The sequence below is a fragment of the Cobetia sp. 29-18-1 genome (genome assembly GCF_029846405.1).
GTDB lineage: Bacteria > Pseudomonadota > Gammaproteobacteria > Pseudomonadales > Halomonadaceae > Cobetia > Cobetia amphilecti.
This window is the reverse complement of the sequence record NZ_JARWKS010000005.1, coordinates 79,583-94,387: the sequence shown is the minus strand read 5'-3', so window position 1 is coordinate 94,387 and position 14,805 is coordinate 79,583. Positions and strand designations below refer to the sequence as shown.

The 14,805-nt window shown below is 62.2% G+C and carries 13 protein-coding genes; 11 read left to right on the top strand and 2 right to left on the bottom strand.

From position 1 onward, the window contains the following. Positions 1-136: 136 nt before the first annotated feature. The 10 genes from QD208_RS05560 (at position 137) to ihfA (ending at position 10,684) form a co-directional block, all read left to right on the top strand. On the top strand, positions 137-649 hold the full coding sequence (locus QD208_RS05560; protein WP_082388255.1) for a DUF2489 domain-containing protein: 513 nt from the start codon (positions 137-139) through the stop codon (positions 647-649). A gap of 20 nt (positions 650-669) precedes the next feature. Beyond that, positions 670-1,824 carry an amidohydrolase gene (locus tag QD208_RS05555; protein WP_153636264.1) on the top strand — a complete coding sequence of 385 codons (1,155 nt, stop codon included), beginning with the start codon at positions 670-672 and terminating at the stop codon, positions 1,822-1,824. A gap of 277 nt (positions 1,825-2,101) precedes the next feature. Continuing rightward, on the top strand, positions 2,102-2,977 hold the full coding sequence (locus QD208_RS05550) for an OmpA family protein (protein ID WP_043335655.1): 876 nt from the start codon (positions 2,102-2,104) through the stop codon (positions 2,975-2,977). 338 nt (positions 2,978-3,315) lie between these two features. Continuing rightward, entirely contained in the window at positions 3,316-5,214 is a 1,899-nt protein-coding gene (gene thrS / locus QD208_RS05545) for a threonine--tRNA ligase (RefSeq protein WP_153636263.1), read from the top strand. 34 nt (positions 5,215-5,248) lie between these two features. Further along, positions 5,249-5,788 carry a translation initiation factor IF-3 gene (infC, locus tag QD208_RS05540; protein ID WP_082388253.1) on the top strand — a complete coding sequence of 180 codons (540 nt, stop codon included), beginning with the start codon at positions 5,249-5,251 and terminating at the stop codon, positions 5,786-5,788. Between the two features lie 100 nt (positions 5,789-5,888). Further along, positions 5,889-6,083 (top strand): 50S ribosomal protein L35, encoded by a 195-nt coding sequence (gene rpmI / locus QD208_RS05535; RefSeq protein ID WP_043335648.1) that lies wholly within the window; start codon positions 5,889-5,891, stop codon positions 6,081-6,083. A gap of 45 nt (positions 6,084-6,128) precedes the next feature. Next, positions 6,129-6,482, top strand: a complete 354-nt coding sequence (gene rplT, locus QD208_RS05530) for a 50S ribosomal protein L20 (protein WP_043335644.1) — start codon at positions 6,129-6,131, stop codon at positions 6,480-6,482. A 358-nt stretch (positions 6,483-6,840) separates the two neighbouring features. Next, positions 6,841-7,860 carry a phenylalanine--tRNA ligase subunit alpha gene (pheS, locus tag QD208_RS05525; RefSeq protein ID WP_166018712.1) on the top strand — a complete coding sequence of 340 codons (1,020 nt, stop codon included), beginning with the start codon at positions 6,841-6,843 and terminating at the stop codon, positions 7,858-7,860. 56 nt (positions 7,861-7,916) lie between these two features. Next, positions 7,917-10,301 carry a phenylalanine--tRNA ligase subunit beta gene (pheT, locus tag QD208_RS05520; protein WP_279836079.1) on the top strand — a complete coding sequence of 795 codons (2,385 nt, stop codon included), beginning with the start codon at positions 7,917-7,919 and terminating at the stop codon, positions 10,299-10,301. A gap of 26 nt (positions 10,302-10,327) precedes the next feature. Then, entirely contained in the window at positions 10,328-10,684 is a 357-nt protein-coding gene (gene ihfA, locus QD208_RS05515; protein WP_107336300.1) for an integration host factor subunit alpha, read from the top strand. Positions 10,685-10,821: 137 nt separating this feature from the next. On the opposite strand, the gene QD208_RS05510 is transcribed toward ihfA, so the two are convergent. Then, positions 10,822-12,216: a potassium transporter TrkG gene (locus tag QD208_RS05510; protein WP_279836077.1), complete on the bottom strand. Its 1,395-nt coding sequence runs from the start codon at positions 12,214-12,216 to the stop codon at positions 10,822-10,824. Beyond that, positions 12,213-12,866, bottom strand: coding sequence for a TrkA family potassium uptake protein (locus QD208_RS05505; protein ID WP_043335637.1), 654 nt, complete (start codon positions 12,864-12,866; stop codon positions 12,213-12,215). Before QD208_RS05505 ends, QD208_RS05510 begins: the two co-directional genes overlap by 4 nt. 463 nt (positions 12,867-13,329) lie before the next feature. Between QD208_RS05505 and QD208_RS05500 the strand changes: the two genes are divergently transcribed. Further along, a complete protein-coding gene (locus QD208_RS05500) occupies positions 13,330-14,793 on the top strand; it encodes a sodium-dependent transporter (protein ID WP_279836076.1) in 1,464 nt (487 codons plus the stop codon). The last annotated feature ends 12 nt before the right edge of the window (positions 14,794-14,805 follow it).

The window sequence follows — 14,805 nt, the reverse complement described above, 5'->3', positions numbered from 1 at the left end:
ATCCCTGATGCGGGGCCTTTTGTTGACGCAAGGCGTGGGCGAGGGTGGGCTACGTGGTCATCGGTCGCAGTGCCCCGCCTTGGGTGTCGCGTGTGCAGTCCCTATACTCATGGCTTGTTTACCGCAGGAGAAAGGCATGTCCCTGACTATCAGCATCATTCTGGCCGTCATCGCGATCATCATCATCGCGGGATTGGCGTTCTATGCCCTCAAGCTGCGCCGCGAGGTCAAGGTGCGTGAGGCGCGTCGCGAGCAAGAGCTCATCCAGGCGCGCGCCAACTGTCTGGAAAGCCTCGAAGCCATCGCACGCGCCATGCAGGCCGGGCAGGTCGACATGGTGGAAGGCGGTCTGCGCTGCAAGGTGTTGATCGAGATTCTCGATACCAGTCTGGCCGAAGATGACGTGCTCTCGGTCTTCGGTGTCCTGCATGGGCGGGTCTCACACCTGCATACCCATTCGGCGCGCAAGGAGCTGTCGCCGCGTGAGCGTCTGGCCGAAGACAAGGAGCGCATCGCCGTCGAGGAAGCGCTGGCGGAGCCGCTGCAGCTGGCGGCGAGTCGCGTGCTGAGCAACATGGAGTTCTGGCATCAGCATTACCTGGGGCGCAAGCGTCCCGCTTCGCCAGCAGATCTGGGGCAGGCCGTCTGATGAGTCTTCACGAGGCAGGCATGAACACGACACTTTCCTTGCTGGGCACGCCGCTGGCCGAGCTGCGTCACGCGCTGCACCGCTCACCGGAACTCTCCGGACAGGAAGCCGCCACGGCGGCCTGCATCGCCGGCTGGATGGAGGAGGCCGGCGCCGAGGTGGTCAGCGGGCTGGGCGGGCATGGTCTGGCCGCCATCTTCCGCGGCGCCGAGCCAGGCCCGCGCGTCATGCTGCGCTGTGAGCTGGATGCGCTGCCCATCGATGAGGCGCCGCGCGGCGACTGGTCCTCCTGTCATCCGCATGTCGGGCACCTGTGCGGCCATGACGGCCACATGAGCTGGATGCTGGGCGTGGCGCAGCGCCTGGCGGCGTCTCCGGTCGCCAGGGGCGAGGTGGTGTTGCTGTTCCAGCCCGCCGAGGAAACCGGCGAAGGCGCGCGCGCCGTCGTGCGCAGCAAGGCCTTTGCCGCGCTCAAGCCGGACTATCTCTATTCGTGCCACAACTTGCCGGGGCGCCCCCTCGGGGAAGTCAGCGTGCGCGACCATGCCTTCACCTGCGCCTCACGCGGCATGATCGTGCGGCTTTCCGGGCTCTGTGCACATGCGGCCCACCCGGAAAATGGTCGCAGCCCGGCGATGGCCATGTGTCGCATCATGCAAGGCCTGTCGCGTCTGCCGTTGCAATTTGCCGATGAGACCGGACTTGCGATGGTGACCCTGATCCATGCGCGCCTGGGCGAGGTCGCGTTCGGCACCTCACCGGGCGACGCCGAGGTGATGGTCACCCTGCGCACCGAGAGCGATGACATGATGAAGGCACTGGCCGAAGCGGCGGTGTCACTGGCGCGCAGCGAGGCGGAAGAAGACCGTCTGGGCATCGACGTGGACTGGTGTGACACCTTCGATGCGACCTGGAATTCGCCTGAGGCGAACGACATGATTCGTCGCGTGGCACGACAGCAAGGGCTTGATTGCGTGGAACTTCCTCAGGCACATCGCTGGTCCGAGGACTTTGGCGTGTTGGCACGTGACTGCCATGCCGCCATGTTCACATTTGGCGCAGGTGAGGAAATGCCCGGCCTTCACCACCCCGATTACGATTTTCCTGATACGCTGTTGGCGCCCGGCGTCGAGATTTTCGAGGGGCTGGTTCGCCAGCACCTTGGAAGAGAGTAAAACAGGGGTTTTACAGCGTCGCCATTCTGATACAGTTAGTGTCAAAGTTTTTCGACGTTGCAAAAAACACTGTTTTCCTTCACCGTATGCCTGAGGATCGGTACCGTTTTCAAGGGAAACAGACCCGATCAGAGCTGGAAGGACGCACCTGCATGTGCTTTCTTCTTAAAGGAAGATTTGAATAAAATTCCTTTCATCGTAACGAGTTCGGCTCTTATACTGAGTCGATACGTAACACCCTCGTTACATATTGCGCTGTGTTAAGAAGGAGTCTTACATGAAAAGATCTACGACTGGCCTGGTTCTGGGTTCTGCATTGGTTGTTGGCCTGTCTGGCTGCGCAAGCTCTGCTTCCCAGTCTTCATCTGCTGAGAAGCCCTGGTACAGCCAGCCGTTCGTCTGCGGTCTGGCCGGTGGCCTGATCGGTGGCGGGATTGGTTACGGCGTCTCTGGCGACAGCGACGAAGACACCGGCGCTTCTCTGGGTGCTGTCGGCGGCGCGACTGCCGGCGCACTGCTGTGTGCTGACGATGCTCCGAAGTCCATGGACGACGATGGCGACGGCGTGCCGAACGACCGTGACGAATGCCCGGGGACTCCGGCAGGCGTCGCTGTTGATGCGAAAGGCTGCCCGCTGGACACCGACGGTGACGGCGTTGCTGACTACAAGGACCAGTGCCCGGGTACTCCGGCCGGCGTCACTGTTGACGCGAAAGGCTGCCCGCTCGATTCCGACGGTGACGGCGTGCCGGACTACCAGGACCAGTGCCCGAACACCCCGGCCGGCGCCAAGGTCAATGCCCTGGGCTGTGTCGCTGACCTCGTCCTGCGTGACGTGAACTTCGAGTTCGACTCCGCCAAGCTGACTGCCAACGCCGAGAAAGTGCTGAACGGTGTGGCGGCCAAGCTGGTCTCCAACGAGAACGTCCGCGTTCGCGTCGAAGGTCACACTGACTCCGTGGGTTCTGACTCCTACAACAAGCAGCTGTCCCAGAAGCGTGCTGACTCCGTGAAGGCCTACCTGGCTTCCGAAGGTGTTGGCGCCAACCGTATCCAGACTGTGGGTTACGGTGAAGAGCAGCCGGTCGCCAGCAACGATACCGCTGCAGGCCGTGCCGAAAACCGTCGTGTCGAGCTTGCTGAAGTCAAGTAAGCCGAACGCGGTAAGCTGAATCAGACGGGGCGCCTCAGGGCGCCCCGTCTGCGTTCGTGTCGTGCATGGTCTTCAGTGGCTCAAGCGTATCTTTACGACTTTTGAACGGGCTGCTAAGGTCTTGCCTCGTTCATGTTCCCGCGTTATGTGTCCACACCCTGACTGGTCGCTCGATCATCATGGGGCAGTGGGCGGCGCCCCAGGCATTGTAGGCCGGGGTCAGTAGCGTGAGGGGCGTGATCGTCATTGCCCCCATTTCGAGCCGACGTTCCGCGTTCGGCCAAATTCGCTTCACGTGACCCTTGGTAAGGGCCACCACTGAACGCAAGGAATTCTTCATGCCTATCGTTACTCTGCCTGACGGCAGCCAGCGTACCTTCGATACCCCGATTTCCGTGATGCAGCTGGCCGAGTCCATCGGCCCCGGTCTTGCCAAGGCCTGCGTGGCCGGCAAGATCAATGGCGTCGAGGTCGATGCCGCTGACATGATCACCGAAGACGCCAACGTCGCCATTCTCACGGCGCGTGATGCGGAAGGCCTGGACGTGATTCGTCACTCCTGCGCGCACCTGATCGGTCATGCCGTCAAGCAGCTCTACCCGGAGGCCAAGATGGCCATCGGCCCGGTCATCGATGACGGTTTCTATTACGACATCGACTTTGGCCGCTCGATCACCCCGGAAGATCTCGAGACCATCGAGAAGCGCATGAAGCAGCTGATCGACAGCGAGTACGATGTGGTGCGTGAGTATGTCTCGCGTGACCAGGCCATGGCCGCCTTCGAGAAGCGCGATGAGCCGTACAAGCAGGAGATCATCGAGGGCATCGGCGAAGGCGACACCATCCGCCTTTACCACCATGAAGAATACACCGACATGTGCCGCGGCCCGCACGTGCCGAATACCCGTCACCTCAAGCACTTCCAGCTGCTCAAGCTGGCCGGTGCCTACTGGCGTGGTGATTCCACCAAGCCGATGCTGACCCGCATCTATGGCACCGCCTGGCCGGACAAGAAGCAGCTCAAGGCCTACCTCAAGCGTCTCGAGGAAGCCGAGAAGCGCGATCACCGCAAGCTGGCCAAGAAGCTGGACCTCTTCCATATGCAGGAAGAAGCGCCGGGCATGGTGTTCTGGCACCCGAATGGCTGGACCATGTACCAGGTGCTCGAGCAGTACATGCGTCGTATCCAGCGTGCCAATGGCTACCAGGAGATCAAGACGCCGCAGGTGGTCGATCTTTCGCTGTGGAAGAAGTCCGGGCACTGGGGACATTACAACGAGCTGATGTTCACCACCGAGTCCGAGAAGCGTGAGTACGCGGTCAAGCCGATGAACTGCCCGTGTCACGTCCAGGTCTTCAATCAGGGCCTGAAGAGCTACCGTGACCTGCCGCTGCGTCTGGCCGAGTTCGGCTCCTGCCACCGCAACGAGCCGTCCGGCTCTCTGCATGGCCTGATGCGCGTGCGTGGCTTCACCCAGGATGACGCCCACATCTTCTGTACCGAGAATCAGGTCGAGTCCGAGGCCGAGGACTTCATCCGTCTGACGCTGGAAGTCTACCGTCAGTTCGGCTTCGAAGACGTCGAACTGAAGCTCTCCACCCGTCCGGAATCCTTCATCGGTGAGCCGGAAGCGTGGGACAAGGCCGAAGCCGGCCTGCAGGCAGCACTGGATGCGACTGGCCTGCCGTGGGAGCTGCAGCCGGGTGAGGGTGCCTTCTATGGACCAAAGATTGAATTCTCTCTGCGAGATTGTCTGAATCGTGTCTGGCAGTGTGGTACTCTACAGCTCGACTTCAATCTGCCTGAGCGTCTCAGTGCCCAGTTTGTCGATGAAAGTGGAGAGCGTCGCATGCCGGTCATGTTGCACCGCGCGATTCTCGGCTCCTTCGAGCGCTTCCTCGGCATCCTGATCGAGCACCACGCAGGCGCGATGCCATTCTGGCTCGCCCCGGAGCAGGTTGTCGTAATGAATATCACGGATTCCCAGGCAGAATATGCCAAGGATCTGGTCTCCCGCCTCGAGAAACATGACATCCGTGTCAAAGCAGACTTGAGGAACGAGAAGATCGGCTTTAAAATCCGTGAGCATACTCTGCAGAAGGTTCCTTACCTCATCGTCGTTGGCGACAAGGAAGTGGAAGCTGATGCAGTAGCTGTCAGAACCCGTTCCGGTGAAGACCTCGGCACCATGAAAGTTTCAGAATTCATGGAACGCCTGAAGGAAGAACAGGTCTGACAGTAACGAATTTCAGCCAAACGGAGACGCAACGATCAAGCGGAATAATCAGCGCGGACGCCCCCAGGAAAAGCGGGCTCCCATCAATGACCGTATTCGTGCGGACGAAGTCCGCCTCATCGACGCAGATGGCGAGCAGGTTGGCGTAGTGTCAACCAAAGATGCGCTTGTCAAGGCCGAAGAGGCAGGGCTCGACCTCGTCCAGATTTCCAATGCCGACCCCATCGTCTGCAAGATCATGGATTACGGCAAGTTTCTTTTCGACGAGAAGAAACAGAAGAATCTGCAGAAGAAGAAGCAGAAACAGATCCAGGTTAAGGAAGTCAAATTCCGTCCTGGTACCGATGAAGGCGATTATCAGGTCAAGCTACGCAACCTGACTCGCTTCATCGAAGGCGGAGACAAGGGTAAGGTAACCTTGCGCTTCCGTGGTCGCGAAATGGCGCACCAGGACATCGGCCGCAAGCTGATGGAACGGATCGCCGGCGACCTCTCGGAGCTCGTGACCGTCGAGTCCTTCCCGAAAATGGAAGGCCGTCAGATGATCATGATTCTCGCGCCGAAAAAGAAGTGATCCATAGGCAGTAAAACGGACATATCAGGGTCACGCCTGCGGGCGTGGCTCTTTTTGTCGGCCCTGGATTTTCTCAAGAAACCGAGCGGAGTTAATACTCATGCCGAAGATCAAGACTAACCGCGGCGCTGCCAAGCGCTTCAAGAAGACTGCCAACGGCTTCAAGCACAAGCAGTCCTTCCGTAGCCACATCCTGACCAAGAAGTCGACCAAGCGTAAGCGTCAGCTGCGTGGCATGAAGCAGGTTCACGCTGCAGACAAGGCGCTGATCCAGCGCATGCTGCCGAACCTGTAAGCCGTCCTTACCTCGGTCCAACTTTCTTAATATCAGGAGTACGCTATGTCCCGCGTCAAGCGTGGCGTCGTCGCACGTCGCCGTCACAAGAAGATCATGAAGCAGGCCAAGGGTTACTACGGAGCGCGTTCACGCGTCTTCCGCGTAGCCAAGCAGGCTGTCATCAAGGCCGGCCAGTACGCTTACCGTGACCGTCGTGTCCGCAAGCGTCAGTTCCGTGCCCTGTGGATCGCGCGTATCAACGCTGCGGCCCGCATCAATGGCATGTCCTACAGCCGCTTCATCGCTGGCCTGAAGAAGGCCAATATCGAGATCGACCGCAAGGTCCTCGCCGATATCGCGGTTCACGAAAAAGCTGCCTTTGCTGCCATCGTCGAGAAGGCCAAGGCTGCTCAGTAAGTGACCGGATCAGATGTCGCCCAGTCCCGGCGAGCCGCTCAGGTGGCGAATCGGGCCGTGACTGTCGAATGCTTGCATTGGACAACTCAGGCGGTATCGAGATGACGTGTTACGTCACAGGGGAAGAGCAGCCGCTCTTCCCCTGTTTTTGTTTGGCCTGCCGTCAGAGAACCGGCGGTGGGTCAGCAGCGACATGAACGGGATTGGCCGCGTTGTGGGCCGGTCTCTGGCAAGGGCGCGATCGTCTGTGTGACTCACCGCAGGCGGAGCGCTCTCCCTGCCGACCTTCGGGTCGGCGCGACTTCCATTGGTGGCGGACATTGCCGCGCCAGTGACTCAAGCGATCGGAGCTGAACGGATGGAACATCTTTCCACCCTGGTGGACGAAGCACGCACCGCGATCCAGGCGGCCGAAGACGTCCAGACCCTCGACGAGGTACGGGTACGTTTTCTCGGCAAGAAGGGCGAGATCACCGCACTGCTCAAGGGCCTCGGCAAGCTGTCCCCCGAAGAGCGTCCCAAGGCCGGTGAGACCATCAACGAAGCCAAGCAGCTGCTGAGTGGCGAGTTGGATGCACGTCGCAATACGCTGGAAACGGCGGCGCTCAATGCGCGTCTTGCCGCCGAGCGCGTCGATGTGACCCTGCCGGGCCGTGGTGAGCCGGTAGGCGGCCTGCACCCGGTCACCCGCACGCTTGAGCGTATCGAAAGCTTCTTCTCGCACATCGGTTACGGTGTCGCTGAAGGGCCGGAAATCGAAGATGACCATCACAACTTCGAAGCGCTGAACATCCCGTCGCATCACCCGGCGCGCGCGATGCATGACACCTTCTATTTCGATGCCACGCGTCTTCTGCGCACTCACACCTCACCGGTGCAGGTACGCAGCATGAAGGCCAGTGAGCCGCCGCTGCGCATCGTCTGCCCGGGTCGCGTCTATCGCTGCGACTCCGATCTGACCCACACCCCGATGTTCCACCAGGTCGAGGGTCTGCTGGTCGACGAGAATGTCAGCTTCGCCGACCTCAAGGGCACCGTCGAAGAGTTCCTGCATGCCTTCTTCGAGCGTGATGACCTGGAAGTGCGCTTCCGTCCGTCCTACTTCCCGTTCACCGAACCGTCCGCTGAAGTCGATATCCAGTGCGTGATGTGTGCCGGTGACGGCTGTCGTGTCTGCTCCCACACCGGCTGGCTCGAGGTGATGGGGTGCGGCATGGTGCACCCGGAAGTCTTCCGTCACTCCGGTATCGATAGCGAGCGCTTCCGCGGCTTCGCCTTCGGCATGGGCGCGGAGCGTCTGGCGATGCTGCGTTACGGCGTCAACGACCTGCGGTTGTTCTTCGAGAATGACCTGCGTTTCCTTCGCCAGTTCAGCTAGGCACTCATTCACGTATCGCGCCTTGAGGGCGTGAACTTACGGAACAGGACAGCAAGATGAAATTTTCCGAACAGTGGCTGCGTGAGTGGGTGTCGCCGGAACTGAACACCCAGCAGCTGGCCGATCAGGTCACCATGGCCGGTCTGGAAGTCGATGGTATCGAAGCGGTCGCCGGTGAGTTCACCGGTGTGGTCGTGGCCGAGGTCAAGGACAAGCAACCGCACCCGGAGGCTGATCGCCTCAATGTCTGCCAGGTGGATGATGGCAGTGGTGCACTGGTGCAGGTCGTCTGTGGCGCGCCGAATGTCGCCGCTGGCCAGAAGGTGCTCTTCGCTCAGGTCGGCGCCAAGCTGCCGGGCGACTTCAAGATTCGCAAGGCCAAGCTGCGCGGTGTCGAATCCCGCGGCATGATCTGTGGTGCCTCCGAGCTGGGCCTTGAAGCCGAAGCCTCCGACGGCATCATGGTGCTGGCCGCGGATGCGCCGGTGGGCCGTGATGCCCGTGACTTCCTGAATCTTGACGACAACGCCATCGAGGTCGATCTGACCCCGAACCGCGGCGACTGCCTGAGCGTCAAGGGTCTGGCGCGCGAAGTCGGCGTGCTCAACCGTCTCGCCGTCACGGCGCCGAGCATCGAGCCGGTCGCCGCCCAGATCGACGATACCTTCCCGGTCACCGTCAGCGCGCCAGAGGCGTGCCCGCGCTATCTGGGACGTGTCGTGCGTGACGTCAATGTCGCCGCGACCTCGCCGCTGTGGCTCGAGGAGCGTCTGCGTCGCAGTGGTATCCGCAGCATCGACCCCGTCGTCGACGTCACCAACTACGTGCTGCTCGAACTCGGCCAGCCGATGCACGCCTTCGATCTGGCACGTCTGAACGGTGGCATCGAGGTGCGCATGGCAGCCGCTGAAGAGCCGCTAACGCTGCTCGACGGTCAGGAAGTCGCGCTGCGTGACGACACCCTGGTCATCGCCGACGAGAAGGGGCCGCTGGCCATCGCCGGCGTGATGGGCGGCGAAGGCAGTGGCGTGAACGCCGAGACGCGCGACATCTTCTTCGAGTCGGCCTTCTTCGCGCCGTTGAGCGTCGCTGGCAAGGCGCGCAGCTACGGCCTGCACACCGACAGCTCGCATCGTTTCGAGCGTGGTGTGGACGCCCAGCTGCAGCGTGATGCCATCGAGCGCGCGACAGCCCTGCTGCTCGAGATCACCGGCGGCAAGCCGGGCCCGATCATCGAGGTCGCAAGCGACGCAGCGCTGCCCAAGGCCGCCGACATCAGCCTGAGCGGCGCCAGTGTCGAGCGCACGCTGGGCATGGCGCTGCCGGATGACGAGATCGTCGAGATTCTCGAGCGTCTAGGCATGCAGGTCGCCGCGAATGGCGATAGCCAATGGCAGGTGACGGTGCCGAGCTGGCGTTTCGATGTCAGCATCGAGGCTGATCTGATCGAAGAGCTGGCACGCATCCACGGCTACAACAATCTGCCGGTCAGCCGTCCGAACGCGCGTCTGGCGCCGGCCGTGGCCAACGAGACCACCCAGCCGCTGACCAGCCTGCGTCGTCAGCTGGTGGCGCGGGGCTATCAGGAAGCGATCAGCTACAGCTTCGTCGCCCCTGAGCTGCAGAAGACGCTGGACCCGCACGGGGTGGCGCCGGCACTGGCCAACCCGATTTCCAGCGACATGGCCGTGATGCGCAGCTCACTGCTGCCGGGGCTGGTCAAGGCGCTGAGCCACAACCTCAATCGTCAGCAGTCGCGCGTGCGCCTGTTCGAGACCGGGCTCGTGTTCCGAGGTGAGCTGGCCTCCCTCGAGCAGACGCCGATGATCGGCGGCCTGATCACCGGTGCACGTCTGCCGGAAGGCTGGAATGGCGGTCGTGACAAGGTCGACTTCTTCGATCTCAAGGGCGATGTCGAGGCACTGCTGGCACTGGGCGGCAATCTGGATGCCTGGCGCTTCGAAGCCGCCGAGCATCCGGCACTGCACCCGGGCCAGTGCGCTCAGCTGTTCTTCAATGGTGAGCCGGCGGGCTGGATGGGTGCCCTGCACCCGGCGGCGCGCGCCGAGCTTGGCCTGAAGGTCGAGGTGTTCGTGTTCGAGATCACGCTGGCCTCTGCCTGCGCGGGCCGTCTGCCGCGCTTCGCGCCGCTCTCCAGGTATCCGGAAGTGCGTCGCGACCTGGCCTTCGTGGTCGAAGAGGGCGTTCACGTGCAGTCGCTGCTCGACGCCATCCGCTCGCAAGCCGGTGAATGGCTGACGGACCTGCGCCTGTTTGACGTCTATCAGGGGCAGGGGGTAGCCGATGGTCACAAGTCGCTCGCCCTGGGCTTGACCTGGCAGCATCCTTCGCGCACGCTGAATGATGAGGAAATCAATCAGTTAGTCGATGCGATCGTCACCGATGGCCAAACACGTTTCGGGGCGGCGCTGAGAGCATGAGTCGCCACTTGAACGAGGGAGCGGACATGGGAGCGTTGACCAAGGCGGAACTTGCCGAGCATCTGCACGCAGAACTCGGCATGTCCAAGCGCGAAGCCAAGTCGATGGTAGAGGTATTCTTCGACGAGATTCGCGGTTGCCTGCGGGAAAATGAACAGGTGAAGCTGTCCGGTTTCGGCAACTTCGATCTACGTGACAAGCGCGAACGTCCGGGGCGCAATCCCAAGACAGGCGAGGAGATTCCGATCTCCGCGCGTCGCGTGGTGACATTCCGCCCAGGTCAGAAGCTCAAGGCCCGAGTGGATGAGTACGACGGCGAGACGCACGCACATCAGCGTCTTGAAGAGCATGATGACCACGATGATCATGATGATGATCACTGAGGTCATTGCCTGACCTCACCCGCCGCTCCCTGAGCGGGTGACCATGCTCACGAAAGCCCCGACGCCCTGCGTCGGGGCTTTCGTCGTTCTGAGGCGTCGTTCTGAGGCGTCGTTTCTTGTGTTATCGCTGTGCGTCATCAGCCGATCGAAAGCTCGGTACGCGCATAGCTGATGCCGGGGCGGCTGCGGGTCGCCAGCAGGTAGCCGAGGGCGAGTGGTCCGGTGCGGCCCAGCAGCATGGTCGCGATGATCAGCAATTGCCCGCCGGGCGAGAGCTCGGGCGTCAGGCCGTGGCTCAGGCCGACGGTGCCGAAGGCCGAGACGGTCTCGAAGGCCAGCGACAGAAAGGCGTGGTCCGGGTCGGTGATGGTCAGGCCGAACAGCATGCTGAAGATCAGCAGCATCGCCGCCAGTGCCACGGCGATCGACTTGAAGACGGTGTCATCGCCGATGCGGCGGCCGTGCAGGGTGGGGGAGGGCTCGCTGCGCAGAAAGGCGCGCGTGGTCAGCAGCAGCACCACGAAGGTGGTCAGCTTGATGCCGCTGGCCGTCGAGCCGCTGCCGCCGCCGATGAACATCAACGCCATGGTCCACAGGGTCGAGGCTTGTGTCATCTCGGCGGATTCGATGACGCTGAACCCGGCGGTGCGCGGTGTGATGGCCATGAAGGCAGCGGCGAGCAAGCGTTCGCCATGACTGGCCATGGCGCCCAGCGTGCCGGGGTTGCGCCACTCAAGCGCCAGTATCACCACCAGACTCAGCAGGTTGAGCGCCACGGTGGCCTCGATCACCAGGCGTGTCTGCACCGAGAAGCGTGACGGCTGCAGCAATACGCGCCAGCCATGTTGGCGCCGCCGCTCGCGCAGCTCGCCGATGACGGCAAAGCCGATGCCGCCGGTCATGAACAGAATGCCGATCACGCTGCTGGTCAGGGGATTGGCCGCCTCGCGCATCAGGCTGTCCGGCCACAGGGTGAAGCCGGCATTGTTGAAGGCCGAGACCGAGTGGAAGAGGCTCAGCCAGAGCCCCTCCTGCCAGCCGTACTCGGGCACCCAGTCCAACGCCAGCAAGGAGGCACCTGCCAGCTCGAGCGTCAGCGCAAAGGCGGTGATGATCTTGAGCAGGCGGCCTATCTCGCGTGAGCTGCTGCGATTGAGCGCCTCGCGCAGCAGGCTGGTCTGATGCATCGGCAGGCGCTGGCCCAGCATCACCAGCGACAGGGCGGCGATGGTCATGAAGCCGAGTCCACCGAGCTGGATCAGTATCAGCACGACGGTCTGGCCCGCGAGGGTGAAGTCGCTGAGCGGAGTGACGGAGAGGCCGGTGACCGTGACGGCAGAGGTCGCGGTGAACAGCGCCGACAGCCAGCTCAGCCCTTGCTGGTGCATGCCGGGCAGTTTCAGCAGGCAGGCGCCCAGCATGCCGAGGCCCAGAAAGCCGCTCAGCAGAATCTCCGGCGGCGACAGATGGATGATGGGCCCGCGTGGGCTGCGGGTCAGGGGGCGGAGATAGCGCCGGTAGCGCTGCCTCATAGATGTGCTCCCAACTTGCGTAGCGCGCTCAGCTCGCCGATCAGAACCAGGTGATCGCCGGCGGCCAGTCGCGTGCTGCCAGAGGGTTGGCGATCGAGGGTCTTGCCCTTGCGCAGCGCGATCACGCTGATGTCGTCATCGATGGGCAGCTGATCGAGCTGCTGGCAGTCATCGCCCAGTCGTGCGCTGACCTCCAGCTCGACCACGAACTGGTGATCGCCGAGATGGATGAAGTCGACCATGGCATGGTAGGCGAGGCTTTCCGCCACGCGCACGCCCAGGTCGTACTCGGGATGCACGATGTGGTCGACACCCAGACGGCTGAGCAGCTTGTGGTGTGCATCCGAGGTGGCCTTGACCCACAGCTCCCTGGCGCCGAGCTCCTTGGCCAGCAGCGCGCAGATCAGGCTCTGTTCCATCGAGTCGGCCAGATCGATCAGGACGGCGTCGTACTGCTCAAGCCCCAGCTCCTGCAGGGCATGTTCATCGGTGGGGTCCGCGATCACGGCCTGGTTGAGCAGGTCTGCCACGGCATTTAGGCGCTTCTCATCGGCATCCACGCCGAGCACTTCATGATCATGGCGCCTGAGCTCCCGCGCGACGGTGCTGCCGAAATAACCCAGTCCGATAACCGCGAATTGACGATGCATGACGACTCCTTGTCTGCGCTGCTGGGTGAGCCCGGGCGCTCTTTGTCCCGACGCTCTCTGGCCAGGCACTCTCAGGCTTAGCACTCTCTGGCCCAGTCCTCTCTAGCCCAGCACTCTCTAGCCAGAGCGTTCTGGTCGGCGTCTCTTGCATGAGCCTACTCCAGTGATGCGGTGATGTCGGGTCCTTTTGCGGCGCGGTGCGTCTCAGGCGAGGTTGCTTGTCAGGCTTGGGAAGCAGGCATCGTTTCAAATGTTACCAATTTGAAGCATCTAATGTAGAGTGATTGCCGTCGTGTGGTGATGGCGGTTTCGCAGAGGAATTCTGAGGGAATCGTGGTGATTTTCGATGGGAATCGCGGACGAACCTGCTTCATATCAGTAAAATGGTCTGTGTGAGCACCCAAGGCGGCCAGGCGTTGCGTCGATCACCACTGGCTCACAACAATAACTCGTAAGGTATTCCATGACGGCAAGACAGCAACCCAAGAATCTCTGGATCAGTCGCTGGGGCTTCATCCTTGCAGCAACCGGTTCCGCGGTAGGGCTGGGCAATATCTGGAAGTTTCCCTATATCACCGGTGAGTACGGCGGGGGCGCCTTCGTGCTGGTGTATCTGGCCTGCATCCTCGCCGTGGGCGTGCCCGTGATGATGGCGGAGATCGCCTTCGGGCGGCGCGGGCGCGGCAGCCCCATCGAGGCGATTGCCAATCTGGCGCGTGAAGCGGGGGCCAGTCCGTTGTGGAAGGTCTTCGGCTGGATCGCGATGCTGGCCGGCTTCATGATCCTGTCGTTCTATGTCGTGGTGGCGGGGTGGTCGTTCAGTTACCTGTGGAAGATGGCCAGTGGCGCGCTGTCCGGACACAGCGTCGCGGAGCTGGGCGCCATCTTCGAGGCCGGCAACGCCAACCCCTGGGCGCTGGGTGGCTGGGCCACGCTGGTGACGGTGGTGACGATGCTGATCGTCGGCCGCGGGGTGCAGGAAGGCGTCGAGAAGAGCGTGCGCTGGATGATGCCGGGCATGGTGATCATGCTGCTGATCATGATCGGCTATGCCCTGACCTCGGGCAACTTCTCGGCAGGCTTGCACTTCCTGTTCGATTTCGATGTCACGCGCTTGAGCAGCGAGGGGGTGCTGGCCGCGCTGGGGCATGCCTTCTTTACCCTGTCGCTGGCCTCCGGTGCCATCCTCACCTACGGCTCCTACCTGCCGTCGGGCACTTCCATCGCCCGCACCACCTTCACGGTGGCGATCGCCGATACCCTGGTGGCGCTGATGGCGGGACTGGCGATCTTCCCGATTATCTTCGCCAATGGCATGGACCCGTCCTCCGGGCCGGGGCTGATCTTCATGAGTCTGCCGGTGGCCTTCAATCAGATGCCCTTCGGACAGCTGTTCGGGGTGCTGTTCTTCGCCATGCTCTCGATCGCCGCCCTGACCTCCGCCATCTCGATGATCGAGGCGACCGTCGCCTGGCTGAGCGAGAACCGCAACATGAGCCGCACCAAGGCCTCGTGGCTGGCCGGCAGTGTGCTGTGGCTGGTGGCGATGTTCGCGATGCTGTCGTTCAATTTCGGCGCGGACTGGACACTGGCCGGCAAGCACTTCTTCGACTGGCTCGATTACCTGACCTCGCGCTGGATGATGCCGATCGGTGGCATCGCCATGGCGCTGCTGGCCGGGTTCGTCTTCAAGAGCAGCATGCTGCGCGATGAGCTGAATCTGAGCGATGCCGGCTATCGTCTGTGGCTGTTCATGATTCGCTATGTCAGTCCGGTCTGCATCCTGGCGATCTTCGTCGATGCCCTGGGCGTCGCAGAGCTGTCATTCGGCGACTGGCCGTATTTCGTGGCCGTCATCCTGGCAGCCTGTCTCGTGGGCGAGCTGCTCTCGCCGCGCCTGCGCGAGCGTGCCGCCGAGCAGGGCTGATATGATCGCTGG